The following is a 17,164-nucleotide window of genomic DNA, read 5'->3' on the forward strand; positions in this document are numbered from 1 at the left end:
GTCTCGGTGCGGCGGCCGCTCCCCCCCCCCCCCGCGGAGCCGGCCGCCCCCCCCCCCCCCGGGGGGTGGGGGGGGGCCCCCCCCCCCGGCGCCCCCCCCCCCCCCCCCCGCCCAGCACCTCCACCAGCGCGGTCAGGAACTCCTCCGGCCGTTCCACCTGCACGCTGTGCCCGGCCCCTTCGACGGTGACCTCGCGCACCCGCCCGCCCGCGGCGGCGTAGCGGTCCAGGACGGCGCGGGTCTGCGCCACCATCGGCTGCGCCGGGCAGGTGTCGGCGCCGGGCCAGCCCGGGACGGCGCCGATCGCCCCCAGGTGGGCCAGGTCGAAGAGCGAGGTGTCGGAGACGATCACGTCGGCCGTGCCGCGGATCCACAGGACCGGCGGCTTCGGTTCGACCGACTCCAGGTCGTCGATCCGGAAGTGGGTCGGCGCCATCGAGTTGAGCACCCCGCGGTCGCCGGGCCGGAAGCCCGGCCAGGCCCCGCTCGGGCGGCTGTCGCCCGGGTAGTGGTCCTCGCCGGTCCGGGTGGTCAGCATCGCCGCCAGGTAGCGGTCCGGGTCCGGCAGCGGCTCGCTGACGTAGGCGGTGTTCAGCACGGAGAGCGGCGCGAACGGCGACCCGGAGCCCGTTTCGCCCTCGCCCAGCAGCCGGACGAACTCGGGGGCCGCGCCGCCGGCGCCCGAGCCGGCCCCGTCGGGGGAGTTGAGCCGCCCGTCCACCCCGTGGGTGCCGCCGAACCCGTAGGGGGAGACCGGATTGACCAGGGTGAGCGTACGGACCAGCTCCGGGCGGTCGCGCAGCAGTTGCAGCGCCACGCCGCCGCCCATGCTCCAGCCGACCAGGTGGACCGGGCCGAGGGCCAGCGCCCGGAGGTAGGACAGCAGGTCCTCGCTGTGGTCGCGCAGGCCCCGGGTGGCGTCCACCGGCAGCGGCTCGGTGCGGCCGAAGCCGCGCAGGTCGGGTGCCAGCGGGCGGTAGCGGTCGGGGAGCGCGGTCATGGTCGGGTGCCAGAAGGCGCCGGAGGAGACGTTCCCGTGCACCAGGACCACGGGTTCCCCGGTGCGGCCCTCGACCTCGGCGTGGTGCACGGTGAGCCGGTCGGTGGTGACCAGTCGTTCGGTGACCAGTCGTTCGGTGACCAGTCGCTCGGTGGTCGGTTGCTCGGTGGTCGGTTGCTCGGTCGTCGGTCGCTCGGTGGTCATCCGGATCGTCCTCAGTTCAGCCAGCCGGCGACCTGCGCGCCCGCGGCGCCGTCCCAGCCGAGTTGCAGGTGGTTGGCGAGGGGGATCAGCGCGGTGCCGCCGACGGTGCCGAAGCCGGTGGTGTCCAGCGCGCTGGACACGAACACCACGCCGTCGCTGGGCCCCCGGTTCTCGTTGAAGATCCCGACGATGCTCGGCGTCCCGCCGGCCAGGAGGTACGCCGTCACCGAGGAGGGCACTCCGGCCCGGTGCAGCGGGGCGATCAGCGAGCCGGCGTCGATCGCGGCCTGGATGCCGCCGCCGTCGGTGTAGAAGCCCTGCCCGCCGTAGTAGGTGGTGTACCAGTCCTGCTGGGTCTGGTCGACGCCGAACACCGAGTCCCAGCGTGCCAGCATCTGCCGCTGCCCCGGGTAGTCGTCGTAGCCGCCCGCCGCCGTGAAGGAGAACTCCGGGTGCGCGGTGTAGGTGCCGTAGCAGGTCATGCGCAGGTGCGGGGACGGGGCGTTGACCGCGCCGCCGCACTGCGGCCAGATCGAGAAGTCGTGCGCCCACCCGTGCGCGAACGGGTAGTCGTAGCCGCCGTTCGGGCCGCCGAGGGTGATCAGCTTGCGCACGTCGCCCGCGTACGGGCGGCCCCAGGAGGGCTTCACCGAGGAGACGTAGGCCCGCGCGGACATCTCGCCCTTGCTCCAGCCCACCACGTCGACCTGCGGGACGCCGAGCTTGGCGCGGATCAGCGCGACGGCGTCGCCGACCTCCTGGGCCTGCATCAGGTTGTCGCCCTGCTTGTGGGCGAACCCGATCGCGAACACCCGGTAGCCCCGCCCGGCGAGGTTCTGCATCAGCCCGGTGTTCGGGCAGGAGGTCGAGCCGCAGCCGTACCCGCCGGACTCGCCGGGGTTGGCCCAGGCCCGGTCCGGGTTGTCGTTGGCACCGTGCACCAGCAGTACCGGGACCGGGTGCGCGCCGGTGTTCCAGCCGGGGGCCGAGTAGAGCAGGAAGCGGCCGGAGAAGGGCTGCTTGACGCCGCCGAAGAAGGTCAGCCGCTGCCCGTCCTGGTCGCCGCGGCCGTCCGGCGGGTACTGCTCCTGCCGGAAGCCGGCGGTGGTGTCGAGGTAGCGCTCCACGCGGTCCCAGCCGTTGGCGACGGTGCCGTAGGTCGCCTCCAGGGTCAGGTTGGCGGGCACCGCCGCCGCTGCCCGCCCCGCCGGGACGACCGCACCCACCAGCACCAGCACGGTCGCGAGCAGCCAACCCGCGCCTCTGCGCCCACCACTGCTTCTCCCCGAGCCGTGTTCCATGCCGCGTCCACTCCTCCGCATCGCGCCGCCGGTTCGCGACACCCTACGAACGCCGGAGTGCCCTCCCTATGGCGGCGACCCATACCCCGGCGACCCTGCTGTGGTCGCCGACCACATGGTCAGGACGCGAACCCGGGCGACCCGGCACGATGACACCCGGGGCCTCGCGCCGACCGGGTCCTCTGGCGTTCCGCCGCCCCGCCGGTGGGTTGCCGAGGACCGACCGAACACTCCCGCAGATCAGGCGAGGAGCCAGTGGGCCAGGGCTGCGTCGTCCGATGTCTTGTAGCGCGGGTGGCGGCGGGCGTCCGGGTCCGCCGCCTCGAAGGAGCGGATCCTGTCGATGACGGTGTCCGGTCCGTGCGCCCGGGACAGCGCGGCGATGTGCGGCCAGGTGAGGAGGGCGTAGGAGTCGACGGCCTCGGTGATGCCGTCGGTGGCGAGGAGCAGGTCGGTCAGGCCGTCGGTCGGCCAGGTGGCGGTGATGGCGTTCTGGCCGGCCTCGGGGTCGGCTTCGGCGATCCAGTACCCGCCGGGGCGGTTGACCTGGGTGTTCTGGAAGTCCCGCAGTTCGCGCAGGATTTCGCGGTGGCGCTCGTCGAAACCGTGGCCGTCGCGGAGCCGGGACCGGTAGAGGGACGTCTTGGGCTGGGCGTCGACGAGGTGCGCGAGACGGTCGTCCCGGAGCTGCAGGAGGGTGCCGTCGCGGTGGATGGCGGTGATCGGACTGTCGCCGAGGACGGCGACGTCGACCTGGTGGTCCGCGAGGCGGGCGACGGCGACGGTCGCGGCCGGGGAGCGCCCGGGAATCAGGTGGTGGTCGCGGGCGAGGCCGCCGATGGCGGCGGTGAGGACGTCTCGAAGGTCGGCGCGGGGTGTTCGGGTCAGCAGGTCGGCGATCCGCTCGCCGAGGGCGCCGGCGTACCAGCCGCCGCGTGGCTGCTCGTCGGTGACGGTGCTGACGCCGTCCAGGACGACCAGGGCGTGGTCGAGCACCACGATCCGGTCCTCGGTGGGGCGGTTGTCCTGTCCGGCGCGCTCGCCCGTGCGGACGACGGGCACGGTGGAGGTGGTCGACATCGGGGGTGTCCTTCGCGGGTGTGGAAGCGGTGGTCGGAGCTCAGGCGGTGTGCAGGGCCGTGGTGATGATGGCCCGGGCGTCGTCTCCGTACACGGCGGACTCGTGAAGCCGGTCGAAGGCCCGGTGGAAGATCTGGACACGGTCGCCGGTGATCGTCTCGCCCCCTCGGTAGCCCTCGACTTCGACTCGGGCGCCGTCGAAGATCCCGAATCCGTCGCCGGGGTAGACAGCGAGCCGCGCGCGGGTGGGGATGATGCCGAGGGCGAGGCCGGGCAACGCCAGGGCCTCCAGGAGGTGTTCGAGCTGGGCCCGCATGACCTCTGGGCCGCCGATGCCGGTGCGCAGCGCCTGCTCACCGAGCAGCACGTGGAAGGTGCGTCCGCCGACGCCGAAGTACTGGGCGCGGGCGACGCGCTCGGCGGCACCGGCCTCGATGTCCCGCGGGATGCCGTGCAGGTCGACGACGAGGCGCAGGACCTCCTCGGCGTAGGCGCGGGTCTGCAGGTTTCCCCAGACGAGGGCGGGGCTGTAGCCGTGGTAGTGCGTGGTCTGCTCGACGAGTCGGCGGAACTCGGCCTGGGTCGGGCCGGTCCCCTGCCGGAGAAGAGCCGGCCAGTCGATGGCGGCCGGGGCGGTGGCGGTGAGGTCCGGGGTGGGGAGGGTGGGGTCGGACATGCGGTTCCTCCTGGGAACGGGCTGCGGTGCGGGGCCTGCTGGACTGGTTTTCCCCGCCCGGCGCACGCACGCGCCGGGCGGGGACGGCGAACGCGGGGTCAGCGAGCGGGCTGCGACGGCTCGGCACCGTCGGAGCCGCCAGCGAGGGGGATGGTCGCGACCGGCTCCCAGGACAGCTCCCAGGCCGACTCGCCACCCGGACGTGGGAACTGCTGGAACGTCACGTCTAGCAGCCGGAGCGCGCTGAAGCGAACGGAGGCGTGGCTGGGCGAGATCTTCCGCAGGGCCGTCTGCAGCGCGCCGGAGGACGCATCGGCCCAGGCGTAGCCGAGCGAGATGTGGTGTCGGCCGCCGTTGTGGAGCAGCGCGCCGGGCCCGCGGACCTCGTGAATCGCATCGCGGACCCGCTCGCGCAGGTCGACCAGGCTCTCGTCGGGACCGAGGTCCAGGAAGGCCCCGGCTCGGTTGGCGATCGGGCTGCCGGCCGTGACTTCCAGCGGGCCGGTGAAGGCCAGGTGCGTGTGGAGGGCGGCGACCAGGTCGTCGCGTTCCTCCGGGGTGATCTTGTCGGCGGTGGTGTCGGCGACCATCTCGATGGTGCAGTGCAGCGTGCCGTCGCCGAGCGGCGTGATCGGGTAGGGGCTCATCGCCTCCCGGCAGTCGCCGACCAGCCGGGCCAGTGCGAGGTCGGCCTGCAGGTCCGGAACGGCGTAGACGTGCAGGACGCGGGCGCCGTCGGGCCACGGCGCGCCCTGGAACTTCGGAACGAACTTCTCCACGATCGCTTCTCCGTCACGTTGGTGCGGCAGCCGTTCCGCGTGGGGCGGCGCGGCCTCGCCGCTGCTGGGTCAGGACTGGCCGAGACGCAAACGGCGGACGCGCTCGAAGGCGTAGCAGGGGGCTGGAGCGGGGTGCTGGCGTTCCCACACCGGCCACACGCTGGAGACAGTGGCGTTGGTGCGGATTCCGGGCCGGATCCGGCGGCCGAGGTCGGAGGCGAGGCGGTCCGAGCGGGCGGCGAGTTCGGGGGTGTCGGTGTCCTGGACACCGTAGCCGCACGACATGTGCCACCAGAAGTGCGTCTCGGCGGGCGGGAGTTCCGGGCCGGCGGCGGTGAGCTCGGCCCGGATCAGGGCGGCCACCTCCCGGACATGCTCAGGCTCCGATCAGGTCGAGGTAGTGGGCGACGTACGGCGGGGTCTTGAGTGCGGCGACCTCGGAGAACGGCACCCAGGCGATGCCCACCCCTTCGTCGCCGAGCCGGATCGCGTCCTTCGGGCCGGTGTACACCGCGTGCAGGACGCGAGTCATCGCCGAGACGTGCTCGTGGCGGGGGCCGGGCAGCTCCCGGACGTCGGTGATGGTGATCCCGGCTTCCTCGAACACCTCCCGGGTCGCGGTCTCGCGCGGCGTCTCATCGTGCTCACGCCACCCGCCGATCGGGGTCCGGTAGCCCGGCCAGGCGATGCCCTCCTTGTCGTCCCTGTGGTGCACCAGCAGCTCGCCGTCCGGGGTGGTGACGAACACCACGATGCCCTCGAAGTCCTGGTGCGCCGGGGTCGGCCGCTCGATGTAGAGCACCCGGCCGGAGCGGGCGGCGCGCAGCACCTGGAGCAGGTCCCGGTACTCCTGCGGCGTCATGAAGTGGCGCCAGGTGTAGTCCGTCTCGAAGCGGAACTCGCAGTGCTCGGCCGGGTCGAGGACGATGCGGGCCTGCTGCTGATCGGTGAGCGTGCCGCCGTCGAAGACCCAGCCGATCGACGGCACGGGTCGGACGTGGTCGGCCTGCTGGTGGATGACGGCGATCAGCCGCTGTCGGCCGACCGGGTCCGGGTTCTCGGCGAGCAGGTCGAGGCCGATCTCCTCACGGGCCTCGCGCAGCGCGGTGTCGAACGGGGACTCGCCGGGCTCGGAGTTCCCGCCCGGCCAGTCCCAGCGCTCGGTGTCCACGGAGTTGCGCATTCCGAGGACGCGGCCCTCGTGGTCGCGCGCCAGGAAGCAGGCCCACGTCATCGGCCGGTCGATCGTGCCCAGGTAGCGGCTGGCGGGCTGCCACCCCGCGGCGAGGCGGTGGGTGAGCCAGGCGATCACCTCGCGGTAGCCGTCGCTGGTCGGCGGCAGTTCGTCCGGGCGGAACCAGCCGAAGGCGTCGTGCTCGGAGAGGGTCACCGCGGTCTCGTCCGGGACCGTGCAGGTGAAGACGAACTGACGGGTCAGGCGGCCTCGGGTGTCGACGAAGTCCAGGGCCCGCACGTACTCGATGTCGGAGCAGTGGAGGCCGGCCTCCTCGGCCAGCTCCCGGATCGCCCCGTCCCGGGGGTCCTCGCCGTCGTTCAGCCCGCCGGCCGGGTAGTCCCACAGGCCGGGCAGCACGTCGTCCTGCTTGCGGCGCAGCATCAGGATGCGGCCCTGCGGGTCGCGCACCACGGTTCCGGCCGCGAGCTTCTGGATGCCTTCGGTCAGGGCCTGTTCGGCGAGCAGCTTGTACGAGATCATGCGGTGGTCTCCTCCTTCGTACGGTTCCAGTCGCCCCAGGCTGTGACCGGCTGCCCGGCCAGGGTCTCGGCGACCTGCCAGAGCTTCCCTGAGCGGGAGCCCTTCACAAGGACGACGTCGCCGGGGCGTACCTCGCTCTGGAGCCAGGCGACGAACGGGCGCGGGCAGTGGCCAACACGCCGGCCTTGCGGCCGGAGATGAGTTCGGCGTCGCTCTCGGGCGGCAGGTACTCCATCATCTCGGCTTCGTCCTCGGCCGTCAGGTCGAGCTGCTGCGTGCTGCTCAAGCGGTGCCCTCCCAGCCCTCGGTCTTGGTGCGGATGGTGCGCAGGTGCTCGGTGAGGAACCATTCGGGGTCGCCGCCGAGCATGCAGAGCGTGACGAGGGCGGTGAGGGCGGTGTCGCACGCCTCGGCGCGCACGTGGTCCCAGGTGTGGGAGTGGCCCTTGTTCGGGCTGACCCCGAGCGCTCCGATGATGGCCTGGGCGAGTTCGCCGGCCTCCTCCTGGACCTTGAGTCCTTGCAGCATCCGGAGCTTTTCGGGATCGTCCTTGAAGCGCGAATTCAGCTTATTGGCAACCAAGTTGGCAACTTGCAGCAGCTCTTCCATGGGGGTTGATCCTGCTCCCTGTTCGATTTCGCATCCAAGCGCCGGGAGGTTCCCGGCGGTTCTCGGCGAGCCCGGGTCGAAGACCCCGAAGAGCACGTTTTCGATTCGGGTCGGGCCGCTCACCGCGAGGTCGGGTCCTCCTGAGGCTGGGGGTGGCCGGGCAGGCCGGGGCGGTCGGATCAGGGTGGAGCGTGTCGAGGCCGGGCGCCGGGCTGCCGTTCACCACCGGGACGGCTGCCAGCTCCACCAGGTCCGGCGGCTGGGCGTCGTTGCCCTCCACGTCCACGGCGACAACTCGGGGCCAAGTGCTGTAGTCCATGCGTTCCCCACGGGCGCCGGTCATGTCTGGACGAGCTCCCGCCTTCCGGAGGCGGCGTCGAATCCGTGGGTGGAGAACGCGCGCCCGCCAGCCAGGTGCGCTTCCACCGCGGCCTTGGAGGTCGGGAACATCGGACTGAGCATGACGTCGGAGGCGGGGTGCCAGCGCACCTCCAGGTGTTCGTCCGGCTCGACGTCGGCCAGCTCGCCCGTGAACTCGCTGGTGGCGAAGACGAAGAGGACGAACCCGCCGTGCTTCCGCCGAAGGAGCAGGATCCGGCCGCGGTCGCGGATCAGGCACCCGGCGCCGAAGCGCTCGATGCCGTCACGAGCAGCATCCTCCACGGGGGCCAGGACGGACGGCGGGACGTTGCGGCACATACGCTGCTCCTCGGGTCCGGACCGCTCGGGTTGAGCTGGGCCGATACGAGCTGAGCCCTTCATGTGCGTCCTGGCGTCATGATGGGTCATCAGGGATCACGTGTGGCAGCCGCGATGGGCCCTGATCTGGCGGGATTTGGACTGATGGACACCAGTCGGACGCCCTTTCGATCACTGAGGATCAAGTGGGTTCAGAGCCATCGGGTGTTGCGATCTTCGTGGAGCGATGCGCCTCCCCTGGTGTTCCGCCGCCCCGCCGGTAACATGAGTACCCCTCACGTTTCCGTCGTGTTCGCGCCAGGAGGCTGTCATGCCCGACCGCTACGACCTGCCGGCGGGGTTCCGCTGGGGTGCCGCCACCGCCGCCTACCAGATCGAGGGGGCGGTGGCGGAGGACGGCCGCGGCCCGTCCGTCTGGGACACCTTCACCGCCCGCCCCGGGGTCGTCCGCGACGGCCACACCGGCGCGGTCGCCTGCGACCACTACCACCGCTACCCCGAGGACATCGCCCTGATGAAGGGCCTCGGCCTCGACGGCTACCGCTTCTCCCTCGCCTGGTCGCGGATCCTGCCCACCGGCAGCGGGCCCGTGAACCCCGCCGGACTCGCCTTCTACGACCGCCTGGTGGACGCGCTGCTGGAAGCGGGCATCACCCCCCTCCCCACCCTCTTCCACTGGGACCTCCCGCAAGCCCTGGAGGACCACGGCGGCTGGCTCAATCGCGACACCGCCCACCACTTCGCCGACTACGCCGCCGTCGTCACCGACCGCCTCGGCGACCGCGTCCCCACCTGGATCACCCTCAACGAGCCCTTCGTCCACACCGTCTTCGGCTACGCCCTCGGCACCCACGCCCCCGGCCGCACCCTGATGTTCGAGGCCCTCCCGGCCGCCCACCACCAGCTCCTCGCCCACGGGTTGGCCGCCTCCGTCCTCCATGACCGCGGCCTGGAGGTGATGCTCTCCAACAACCTCACCCCGGTCGAGCCGGCCACCTCCTCACCCGAGGACGCGGCCGCCGCCGCGGCCTACGACGCCCTGCACAACCGCCTGTTCGCCGACCCCGTCCTCCTCGGCCGCTATCCCGACCTCTCCGCCCTCGGCGTCCCCGACGACATCTTCGGCGCCGTCCACCCCGGCGACCTCGACCTCATCCACACCCCCGGCCTCGACGCCCTCGGCCTCAACTTCTACAACCCCACCCGCGTCTCCGCCCCCACCGAACCGGGCCTGCCCTTCGACCTCGTCGACATCCCCGAGGCCCCCCACACCGCCTTCGGCTGGCCCGTCGTCCCCGACGCCCTCCGCCAACTCCTGATCCACCTGCGGGACTTCTACGGCAAGGCCCTGCCGCCCATCACCATCACCGAGAACGGCTGCTCCACCGCCGAGGACCTCGACGACACCTTCCGCATCGACTACCTCGCCACCCACCTCGACGCCCTCGCCGCCGCCACCGCCGAAGGCCTCGACATCCGCGGCTACTACACCTGGTCCCTCCTCGACAACTTCGAATGGGCCGAGGGGTTCAATCAGCGCTTCGGCCTCGTCCACGTCGACTTCGCGACCCAACGCCGAACCCCGAGGGCGTCGTATGCCTGGTACCGCGACCTCATCGCCGCCCACCGGAGGCGGTCCACCACGTAGGTGGGCCGATCCTTCCCGTCACCTTGCTGTGGCGAAGTGGGGAAGTGGCGAAGTGGCTCCGTGACCGCCGCCCTGACCGGCTGGGCTGACTCGTCCTCCGCCGCCGGCGCGGGTGAGAGGCGGCGGTCGGCCGGAGCGCCGCTGTGCCGGCGCCTACAGCCGGCGGAACACGGAGATCAGGGTTTCGATCTCCTGTGCGGAGAGCTTGTCGGTGAGGTGGCGGCGTACTGCGGTGTCCAGGCCGGGGTGTACGGCGGTGATGGCCGCCCGTCCGGAGTCGGTGAGGGCGACGGTGACGCCGCCGGCGCGTTCGCGGGTGACGAGTCCGCGTTTGCCCATGCGGGTGAGCTGGTGGGAGACGCGCGTGCGGTCCCAGCCGAGTGACGCGGCGAGCTCGCTCTGGCGCAGGCTGCCTCCCGCCTTGTTGAGGTCGGCGAGGATCGTCAGGTCCGGTTCGGACAGGCCCGCCGCCTCGGCGGTGTCCGCGATCACGCGGGCGCGGACGACCTCGTGGGCGCGTTTGAAGGCGCTCCAGAAATCGACGGGCCCGCCCATGGCGTCGGTCGTGGCCTCGTCCGGAGCGGCGGCCTCCGCGTTCGGTGTTGACATATCAACGCGCCTCTTCCTAGTGTTGAGATGTCAACGCTAGCAGTCGGCTGCGCCCTCGGCAGCCCCTGTCGGCCGCGTCCATCCTTCCCGCCCCGCAGGAGGCACCGTGCAAACCCGACCCCTTGGAGCCGGCGGCCCGCAGGTCCCCCCGCTCGCACTGGGCTGCGCCGGCATGTCCGACCACACGGCCCCCGCCGACGAGGCCGACGCCATCGCCACGATCCGCACGGCCCTCGACGCCGGCGTCACCCTCCTCGACACCGCCGATTTCTACGGCATGGGCCACAACGAGGACCTCATCCGCCGTGCCCTGCGTGCCGGCGATCGCGAAAAGGCGCTGCTGAGCGTCAAGTTCGGCGCTCTGCGCGGCCCCGACGGATCCTTCGTCGGCATCGAGGGCCGTCCCGCCCACGTGAAGAACGCGCTCGCCTACTCGCTGCGCCGCCTCGGCGCCGACCACGTCGACATCTACCGCGCCGCCCGCCTCGCCCCCGACACCCCGGTCGAGGACACCATCGGCGCCCTCTCCGAGCTGGTCCAGGCCGGGTACGTGCGGCACATCGGGCTCGCCGAGGTGGGGCCCGAGACCATCCGCCGTGCCCATGCCGTTCACCCGATCTGCGATGTTCAGATCGAATACTCCCTGTTCAGCCGTGGTCCCGAGGCCAACGGCATCCTGGACACCTGCCGCGAGTCGGGGATCGGCGTCACCGCCTACGGGGTCCTCGCGCACGGCCTGCTCACCGGCACGTACCGGCAACCCGCCGGAGGCGACCCGCGCGCCCACTGGCTGCCCCGATTCCACCCCGACAACCTTGCCGCGAATCTCACCCTCGTCGAACGGTTGCGGCCTCTCGCCGACGCGCGCGGCATCAGCGTCGCGCAACTCGCCACCGCCTGGGTCATCGCCCGGAGCCGCGAGCGCGGCACCGTCGTGGCCGTCCTGGGCGCCCGGCGACCCCACCGCGTCGCGGAGGCCCTGGCCGCAGCCGACGTCGCCCTGACCGACGCGGACCTCCGCGCGATCGACGAGGCCGTCCCAGCCGATGCGGTGGCCGGAACCCGCTACGCCGCGCCCCTCATGGCGCTGCTGGACTCCGAACGCGGCCCGGATCCGTCGGCAAGCGCACGGAACTGACCGCCGACGGCCGACCGGACTCCCGTGCCCACCGGGCGCGGATCTCCGCCCCATCCACCCACAGAACAGGCTGCGCATCGTGAACACCTCTGCGTCACCGCTCACCGAGCTGGTCCGGTCCGAGAAGCCGATCGGAGTAGGGATCATCGGCCTCGGGGCGCACGGCAGTTGGGCCGAACGCTCCCACCTGCCGGCGCTGCGGGCCGTCCCGGGGTACGAGTTGAAGGCCCTGAGTACGAGTTCGAAGCAGTCGGCGGAGCGTTCCGGACAGAAGCACGGCGTCTCCCGAACCTTCGGGACGGCGGCCGAACTGGTCGCCTGCGAGGAGGTGGACCTCGTGGTCGTGGCGGTGAAGGTGCCGCACCACCGGGAACTGGTGCGGACGGCGCTGAGCGCGGGCAAGAGCGTGCTGTGCGAGTGGCCCTTGGGCAACGGGCTCGCGGAGGCCGAGGAGATGGCGCGGGAAGCGCGCAGCCGCGCTGTGCCGACCGTCGTCGGACTCCAGGCGCGGTCGCATCCGGCCCTCGCGTACGCACGGGATCTGGTGGCCGACGGCTACGTGGGGGAGGTGCTGTCGACGACGGTCGTCGGCTCCGGCGGTGCCTGGGGCGCCACCGTCGGCCCCGGCGATCACTACGTGCTCGACGCCGCCAACGGCGCAACACTGCTGACCATTCCTTTCGGCCACACCCTCGACGGACTCGCGTCCGTCCTGGGGGAGCCCGAGGGGCTGCGGATCCGACTGGCGTCGCGGCGTACGTCGGCCATGGACACCGAGAGCGGACAGCCCGTGCCCATGACCGCCGCTGACCAGGTGGTGGCCTCGGGACGGCTGCCGGGCGGCGCGGTGGTCACCTTCCACTACCGCGGAGGCATGTCCCGGGGCACCAACTTCCGCTGGGAGATCAACGGCACCGAGGGCGACCTCGTCCTCACCGCCCCGGTCGGCCATCCCCAGCTCAGCCCGGTCGCCCTCGAAGGCGGCCGCGGAACCTCCCCCGGACTCGCTCCCCTGCCGGTGCCGGAGTCGTACGTTCGCGTCCCGCACCTCGATCCCCGAGCCGACGCGCCGCTCTACGCGGTCGCTCACGCCTACCAGAAGTTCCTGGACGACCTGCGCGAGGGCACGTCGGCGGTACCCGATTTCGCGCACGGCGCCGCCCGGCACCGCAGCATCGAATCCGCCGTGACGACAGACCGACCTGACGTGCTGACCTGACGTGCTGATCTCACCTGCGCCCGCGGTCCGCTGTGGTGACCACCGCTGTGGCGACTACCCGACCGCCGCCGGGGAGCGGGGTGCTTCGGCGGCGGTGTGCGGCTGGTAGAAGTCGGTGTGTCCTTCGACGTGGAGGTGGGGCAGGCGGCGGTCCAGCCAGCCGGGCAGCCACCAGTTGCCGCGGCCGAGCAGGTGCATCACGGCCGGTACCAGCAGCAGTCGGACCAGCGTGGCGTCGATCAGGATGGCCGACCCCATGCCGACGCCGATGACCTTGATCGGCAGGTCGGGCGCCGGGACGAAGGCCGCGAACACGGCGACCATGATGGTCGCCGCCGCGGTGATCACCCGCGCGGTGCCCGCCAGTCCGCTGACGATGGACTCCGCGTTGTCGTCGGTGCGCAGCCAGGCCTCACGCATCCGGCTCACCAGGAAGACCTCGTAGTCCATCGAGAGGCCGAACAGGACGGCGAAGGTCAGCACCGGGACGAAGGCCGGCAGCGGGGTGGGGCTGTCGATGCCGATCAACCGGCCGGCGGTGCCGCCTTCGAGGACGAGGGCGACCACGCCGTACGCGGCGCCGACGGAGAGCAGGTTCATCACCGCGGCCTTGAGGGCGACGGCGAGGCTGCGGAAGGCCACCAGGAGCAGGAGCATCGACACCGTGACCACGCCGCCGACGAGCAGCGGGATGCGGCCGGCGATGTTGTCGGTGCTGTCGATCGCGGCGGCGGTCGCCCCGCCGACGTGCACCCGGACGCCGGGGCCGACCGCGGCCGGGATGACGTGATCGCGGAGGTCGCGGACGAGGGTCTTGGTGGCGCTGGACTGCGGACCGCTGTCCGGGACGACGGTGAGCAGCAGCGAGCGGCCGTCGGCGCCGGGCACCGGCGGGCTCACGGCCGTGACGCCGGGCACCGCCTTCAGCGCGGCGGGCAGCGAGGCCGTCGCGTCGGCGGGGGTGCCCGGCGCCGACTCGGCGACCAGGACCAGCGGTCCGTTGCTGCCCGGTCCGAATCCGGCGGCCACCGTGTCGTACGCCAGCCGGTTCGAGCGCCCGGCGGGGTCGTTGCCCGCGTCGGGGAAGCCGAAGCGCACGCCGAGGAACGGCGCCGCGAGCGCCAGCAGGACGACGACCCCGGTGACGGCGCCGAGGACGCGGTGACGTTCGACGAGCCTGCTCCAGCGCAGCCAGCCGGCGCCCACCGGGCTCCCGCCCCGGGCGGCGCGGCGCCGGGGCACGGGCAGCCGGAGGCGCTCGACGTGGCGGCCGAGGTAGCCGAGCAGGGCGGGGAAGAGGGTGGCGGACGCGGCGATCACGACGAGCACGGAGAGGATCGCCGAGACCGCGGCGCCGCGCATGAACGACAGGCCCATCGCGAACAGCCCGAGCATGCTGACCACCACGGTCATCCCGGCGACCACGACCGCGCGGCCCGCGGTGTCCAGCGCGGCGACCGTGGCGGCCTCGGGGTCGAGTCCCTCGGCGCGCCACTCGCGGAACCGGGTGACCAGCAGCAGCGCGTAGTCGATGCCGACGCCGATGCCCAGCATCGCGGCGAGCGAGGTCGACCAGTCCGGGACCGGCATGATCGCGGCGAGGACCGGCAGCAGGGCGCTGCTGACCGCGAGCCCGCCGAGCGCGGTGAGCATCGGCAGGCCGGCGGCCACGACCGAGCCGAAGGTGATCACCAGGATCACGGCGGCGGCCGCGATGCCGATGGCCTCCGAGCCGATCGCGCCCTGCTCGGCCTGCTGGACCGCCATGCCGCCGAGGTGGACGCGCACGCCGCCGTCGACGGAGCGGGCGAGGTCGAGCAGCCGCTGGGTGTCCGCCTTCGGCATGTCGGGGGCGACGGCGATGTCCAGGCGGATCTGCCCGAGGGCGGTGCGGCCGTCGGCCGACACCCTGCCGCGCGGGCCGTACGGGTCGTCGATGCCGTTGACGTGCGGCACCTGGGCCATCCGGGCGAGCAGGTCCTTGACCCGGTCGCGGGTGGCGGCGTCGGTCACGCTGCCGTCGGTGGTCAGTACCAGGCTGATCGACTCACCGCCCAGCCCGGGGAAGTCCCGTGCCAGCAGCTGCTGGGCCTGCTGGGAGTCCGAGCCGGGCGCGGTGTAGTCCGCGCTGTACTTGCCGCCGAGGCCGGCCGAGAGGCCGAAGGCCGCGCCGGCGGCGAGCAGCCAGAGCAGCACCGTGCGGCCCCGGTTGCGGAAGCTCCAACCGGCTATTCGGCCGAGCGGGCCGGGCCTGTGCGGCCCGTTCCCCCCGGCGGCCGTCCGCCGGTCCTCGCGCGGTCCCTGGGACATAGTGGTCCTCCGTGCGTCGTCAGGGGCGCGGCCCCCGGCAGAGCGTTACGCTTCATAACGGGTCTTATGAAGCGTAACGTTTCCTTCGACGGGTACGGATTGTCAATGCGGTGACCGGTGCAGCGAGCCGATGGAGATGTGATGACGGGTGGGGCGACCGAGGAGGGCGGGGGGCGGAGCCGCCGTGAGCGGCTGCGCGCCGACACCGTGGAGGAGATCAAGCACACGGCCCTGGGCCTGATCGTCGAGCGCGGCGCGGCGAACCTCCGCTTCACCGACATCGCCCGCGTCATGGGGATGACCCCGCCCGCGCTGTACCGCTACTTCGCCGACCGGGACGAGCTGCTCACCGCCCTGGTCGCCGACTCGTACGACAGCCTGTCGGACGCGTTGGCGGCGACCGGCGGGACCGTGCCGCCGGACGACCTGGACGGACGCTTCGTGGCCACCTGCACCGGCTACCGCACCTGGGCGCAGCGGAATCCGGAGCGCTTCGCCCTCATCTTCGGCTCCCCCGTGCCCGGGTACGCGGCCCCGCCGGACGGGCCGACCGTGGTGGCCGCCCGGCGGGCGATGGAGCACATGGCCGAACTCGTCGCCGACACGGCCGAGCGCGGCCGGCTCGGCAGCCCACTGGTGCCGGACGCGGGGGAGGCCCTGATGCTGGCCTGGGCCACCGTGCACGGCTTCGTCGCCCTGGAGGCGCACGGCCACTTCCACGCGCTCGACCAGGACGCGCGGGACCGCCTCTTCGCGGTCCAGGCGGGCGTCGCCGCGCGCACCGCGGGCCTGTCGCCGGCCGCGGACCGGTGGTGACCAGGGCCCGCGCGGCGGACGGTCACAGCCGCCGCTGACGTATCGCCACCCGTCCGACGGGTGTCCCGGTCGATCCTCGGTGGGCCCCGGCGGCGGCGGGCACCGCGCGTGGCGCGGCCGAACGGGCGAATCCCACCCGCTGACGGGCGGTGACCGTACGTACGGCTCGACACCGGTCGGCCACGGAGTGTAGCCATACAGTGCTTCGGCCGGTGTGGTGCACGTGGGGCGGGAGAGGGACCGGTGGCCCGTGCGGTCGGGACGGGGCGCCGGGCAGGATGGGGTGCGGCAGGGAGGTGGGCGGATGAGAGGGCTCGGCGTCGGCGGTGCCGGGGTTGCCACGGCCCTCGCGGCCGCCGGGACCACGCTGGTGTGCGTGGCGGCCTGGTCGCTCCTCGCGCTGACCCACCCCGGGGTCGGGGGCGTCAGCGACCAGTACCTCTACAACGGCGTCTGGGTGGCGGTTGGCCTGGCGTTCACGCTCGCCGGCCTGTTCCTGGTGGTGAACCGGAACGGCCAGGCCCTGGGGGCGCTGCTGCTGTTCGCCGGTCTGCTGCAGTCCTTGCGCATGGTGACGCTGCTGGCGGCCGCGTTGGCCGGAGCCGGACCGACGGCCGTCACGGTGGTCGCGGGGGTGATGCTGGCCGCCGACATCGCCAACGCCTCCGTGGTGATCGGCTTCCCGCTCTGGCTTCCCGACGGCAGGTTGCTCGGCGGGGCCTGGCGCGGCATCACCGCCTCGGTGGCCGCCTGGAGCGCCCTGCTCGCCTTCGGCAACACCGCCCAGGTGCCCGCGTGGTACGGCCTGCCCAACCCGCTCCACCACACCGCGCTGTTCGCCTGGCTGGACGGGTGGCTCAGCCCGTACGCCGTCAGGGAGTTCGCCGCGACCCTGGTGTTCACCCTGACGGTGGCCGCGGTCCGCTGCTGGCGCCTGCCCGGACCGCACCCGTACCTGCGGGCGGTGATCGCCGCCTACCTGCTCTGGTGCGTGCTGGCCGTCGTCCCGCACTTCGTCGGCGAGTGGCTGCCCTACGCGGTCGTCGTGGCCGGTGAGGCCGCCTGGATGCTGGTGCCGATGGCCGCCTTCCGCCGTGACCGCCAACTCTCGCTGGACCGGGCCACCCGGCGCTACCTGGCGGCGTTCGCGTTCTGCGCGCTGCTGTTCGTCGGCGCCCTGCTCACCGCCTGCCTGACGTACCGCCTGCTGCCCACCGCCGGGCCCGGCGCGCGTTGGTGGCAGGTGGTGGCGGCCGGGGCCGTGGGTGCGCTGCTGCGGCCCCCCCCCCGCCGCGGGTGGGGCGCGCGGGGGCCGGGGTACGACGGGGCGCGCGCGCCCACCCGCGACCGCGGGCGGCT

At 72.9% G+C, this 17,164-nt stretch carries 16 protein-coding genes and 1 pseudogene; 5 read left to right on the forward strand and 12 right to left on the reverse strand.

Going from position 1 to position 17,164, the window contains the following annotated elements:
• The 10 genes from ACFWXO_RS40575 to ACFWXO_RS40620 form a co-directional block, all read right to left on the reverse strand.
• Positions 1 to 1,204 (reverse strand): alpha/beta fold hydrolase (locus tag ACFWXO_RS40575; protein ID WP_380531082.1); only part of this gene is annotated, 1,204 nt, incomplete at its 3' end.
• An 11-nt stretch (positions 1,205 to 1,215) separates the two neighbouring features.
• Positions 1,216 to 2,505, reverse strand: a complete 1,290-nt coding sequence (locus ACFWXO_RS40580) for an esterase/lipase family protein (RefSeq protein WP_380531085.1) — start codon at positions 2,503 to 2,505, stop codon at positions 1,216 to 1,218.
• A 240-nt stretch (positions 2,506 to 2,745) separates the two neighbouring features.
• The gene (locus ACFWXO_RS40585; RefSeq protein WP_380531088.1) at positions 2,746 to 3,585 is read right to left on the reverse strand and encodes a PP2C family serine/threonine-protein phosphatase; all 840 of its coding nucleotides are present in this window, start codon (positions 3,583 to 3,585) and stop codon (positions 2,746 to 2,748) included.
• 40 nt (positions 3,586 to 3,625) lie between these two features.
• The gene (locus tag ACFWXO_RS40590; protein ID WP_380531091.1) at positions 3,626 to 4,261 is read right to left on the reverse strand and encodes a Scr1 family TA system antitoxin-like transcriptional regulator; all 636 of its coding nucleotides are present in this window, start codon (positions 4,259 to 4,261) and stop codon (positions 3,626 to 3,628) included.
• A 98-nt stretch (positions 4,262 to 4,359) separates the two neighbouring features.
• Positions 4,360 to 5,040, reverse strand: coding sequence for a hypothetical protein (locus tag ACFWXO_RS40595; RefSeq protein ID WP_380531094.1), 681 nt, complete (start codon positions 5,038 to 5,040; stop codon positions 4,360 to 4,362).
• Positions 5,041 to 5,109: 69 nt separating this feature from the next.
• Positions 5,110 to 5,403, reverse strand: a complete 294-nt coding sequence (locus ACFWXO_RS40600) for a hypothetical protein (RefSeq protein ID WP_380531097.1) — start codon at positions 5,401 to 5,403, stop codon at positions 5,110 to 5,112.
• A gap of 13 nt (positions 5,404 to 5,416) precedes the next feature.
• Positions 5,417 to 6,757: an NUDIX domain-containing protein gene (locus ACFWXO_RS40605; protein ID WP_380531099.1), complete on the reverse strand. Its 1,341-nt coding sequence runs from the start codon at positions 6,755 to 6,757 to the stop codon at positions 5,417 to 5,419.
• 103 nt (positions 6,758 to 6,860) lie between these two features.
• Entirely contained in the window at positions 6,861 to 7,043 is a 183-nt protein-coding gene (locus tag ACFWXO_RS40610; protein ID WP_380531102.1) for a hypothetical protein, read from the reverse strand.
• The gene (locus ACFWXO_RS40615) at positions 7,040 to 7,366 is read right to left on the reverse strand and encodes a MazG-like family protein (protein WP_380531105.1); all 327 of its coding nucleotides are present in this window, start codon (positions 7,364 to 7,366) and stop codon (positions 7,040 to 7,042) included. Before ACFWXO_RS40615 ends, ACFWXO_RS40610 begins: the two co-directional genes overlap by 4 nt.
• 339 nt (positions 7,367 to 7,705) lie before the next feature.
• On the reverse strand, positions 7,706 to 8,065 hold the full coding sequence (locus ACFWXO_RS40620; protein WP_380531108.1) for a hypothetical protein: 360 nt from the start codon (positions 8,063 to 8,065) through the stop codon (positions 7,706 to 7,708).
• Between the two features lie 310 nt (positions 8,066 to 8,375).
• Between ACFWXO_RS40620 and ACFWXO_RS40625 the strand changes: the two genes are divergently transcribed.
• On the forward strand, positions 8,376 to 9,713 hold the full coding sequence (locus tag ACFWXO_RS40625) for a GH1 family beta-glucosidase (protein WP_380531111.1): 1,338 nt from the start codon (positions 8,376 to 8,378) through the stop codon (positions 9,711 to 9,713).
• 153 nt (positions 9,714 to 9,866) lie between these two features.
• Here ACFWXO_RS40625 and ACFWXO_RS40630 read toward each other — a convergent pair whose 3' ends face one another.
• Complete coding sequence (locus ACFWXO_RS40630; RefSeq protein WP_380531114.1) at positions 9,867 to 10,322, reverse strand: MarR family winged helix-turn-helix transcriptional regulator; 456 nt, start codon at positions 10,320 to 10,322, stop codon at positions 9,867 to 9,869.
• A 106-nt stretch (positions 10,323 to 10,428) separates the two neighbouring features.
• Between ACFWXO_RS40630 and ACFWXO_RS40635 the strand changes: the two genes are divergently transcribed.
• Both ACFWXO_RS40635 and ACFWXO_RS40640 read left to right on the forward strand, forming a co-directional pair.
• A complete protein-coding gene (locus ACFWXO_RS40635; RefSeq protein WP_380531117.1) occupies positions 10,429 to 11,460 on the forward strand; it encodes an aldo/keto reductase in 1,032 nt (343 codons plus the stop codon).
• Positions 11,461 to 11,539: 79 nt separating this feature from the next.
• Entirely contained in the window at positions 11,540 to 12,679 is a 1,140-nt protein-coding gene (locus ACFWXO_RS40640) for a Gfo/Idh/MocA family protein (protein WP_380531120.1), read from the forward strand.
• Between the two features lie 54 nt (positions 12,680 to 12,733).
• Here ACFWXO_RS40640 and ACFWXO_RS40645 read toward each other — a convergent pair whose 3' ends face one another.
• The gene (locus tag ACFWXO_RS40645; RefSeq protein ID WP_380531123.1) at positions 12,734 to 14,989 is read right to left on the reverse strand and encodes an MMPL family transporter; all 2,256 of its coding nucleotides are present in this window, start codon (positions 14,987 to 14,989) and stop codon (positions 12,734 to 12,736) included.
• Between the two features lie 141 nt (positions 14,990 to 15,130).
• On the opposite strand from ACFWXO_RS40645, the gene ACFWXO_RS40650 reads away from it, so the two are divergent.
• A complete protein-coding gene (locus ACFWXO_RS40650; protein WP_380531126.1) occupies positions 15,131 to 15,805 on the forward strand; it encodes a TetR/AcrR family transcriptional regulator in 675 nt (224 codons plus the stop codon).
• A gap of 304 nt (positions 15,806 to 16,109) precedes the next feature.
• A pseudogene (locus ACFWXO_RS40655) lies at positions 16,110 to 17,164 on the forward strand (hypothetical protein); the annotation flags it as partial.

The sequence above is a fragment of the Kitasatospora sp. NPDC059088 genome, assembly GCF_042738155.1.
Classification (GTDB): domain Bacteria; phylum Actinomycetota; class Actinomycetes; order Streptomycetales; family Streptomycetaceae; genus Kitasatospora.

What these genes read in the sequence shown, in the direction of transcription:
- ACFWXO_RS40580 (WP_380531085.1), bottom strand. Translation starts at nt 2,505, where the DNA reads ATGGAACACGGCTCGGGGAGAAGCAGTGGTGGGCGCAGAGGCGCGGGT.
- ACFWXO_RS40585 (WP_380531088.1), bottom strand. Translation starts at nt 3,585, where the DNA reads ATGTCGACCACCTCCACCGTGCCCGTCGTCCGCACGGGCGAGCGCGCC.
- ACFWXO_RS40590 (WP_380531091.1), bottom strand. Translation starts at nt 4,261, where the DNA reads ATGTCCGACCCCACCCTCCCCACCCCGGACCTCACCGCCACCGCCCCG.
- ACFWXO_RS40605 (WP_380531099.1), bottom strand. Translation starts at nt 6,757, where the DNA reads ATGATCTCGTACAAGCTGCTCGCCGAACAGGCCCTGACCGAAGGCATC.
- ACFWXO_RS40615 (WP_380531105.1), bottom strand. Translation starts at nt 7,366, where the DNA reads ATGGAAGAGCTGCTGCAAGTTGCCAACTTGGTTGCCAATAAGCTGAAT.
- ACFWXO_RS40620 (WP_380531108.1), bottom strand. Translation starts at nt 8,065, where the DNA reads ATGTGCCGCAACGTCCCGCCGTCCGTCCTGGCCCCCGTGGAGGATGCT.
- ACFWXO_RS40625 (WP_380531111.1), top strand. Translation starts at nt 8,376, where the DNA reads ATGCCCGACCGCTACGACCTGCCGGCGGGGTTCCGCTGGGGTGCCGCC.
- ACFWXO_RS40630 (WP_380531114.1), bottom strand. Translation starts at nt 10,322, where the DNA reads ATGTCAACACCGAACGCGGAGGCCGCCGCTCCGGACGAGGCCACGACC.
- ACFWXO_RS40645 (WP_380531123.1), bottom strand. Translation starts at nt 14,989, where the DNA reads ATGTCCCAGGGACCGCGCGAGGACCGGCGGACGGCCGCCGGGGGGAAC.
- ACFWXO_RS40650 (WP_380531126.1), top strand. Translation starts at nt 15,131, where the DNA reads ATGACGGGTGGGGCGACCGAGGAGGGCGGGGGGCGGAGCCGCCGTGAG.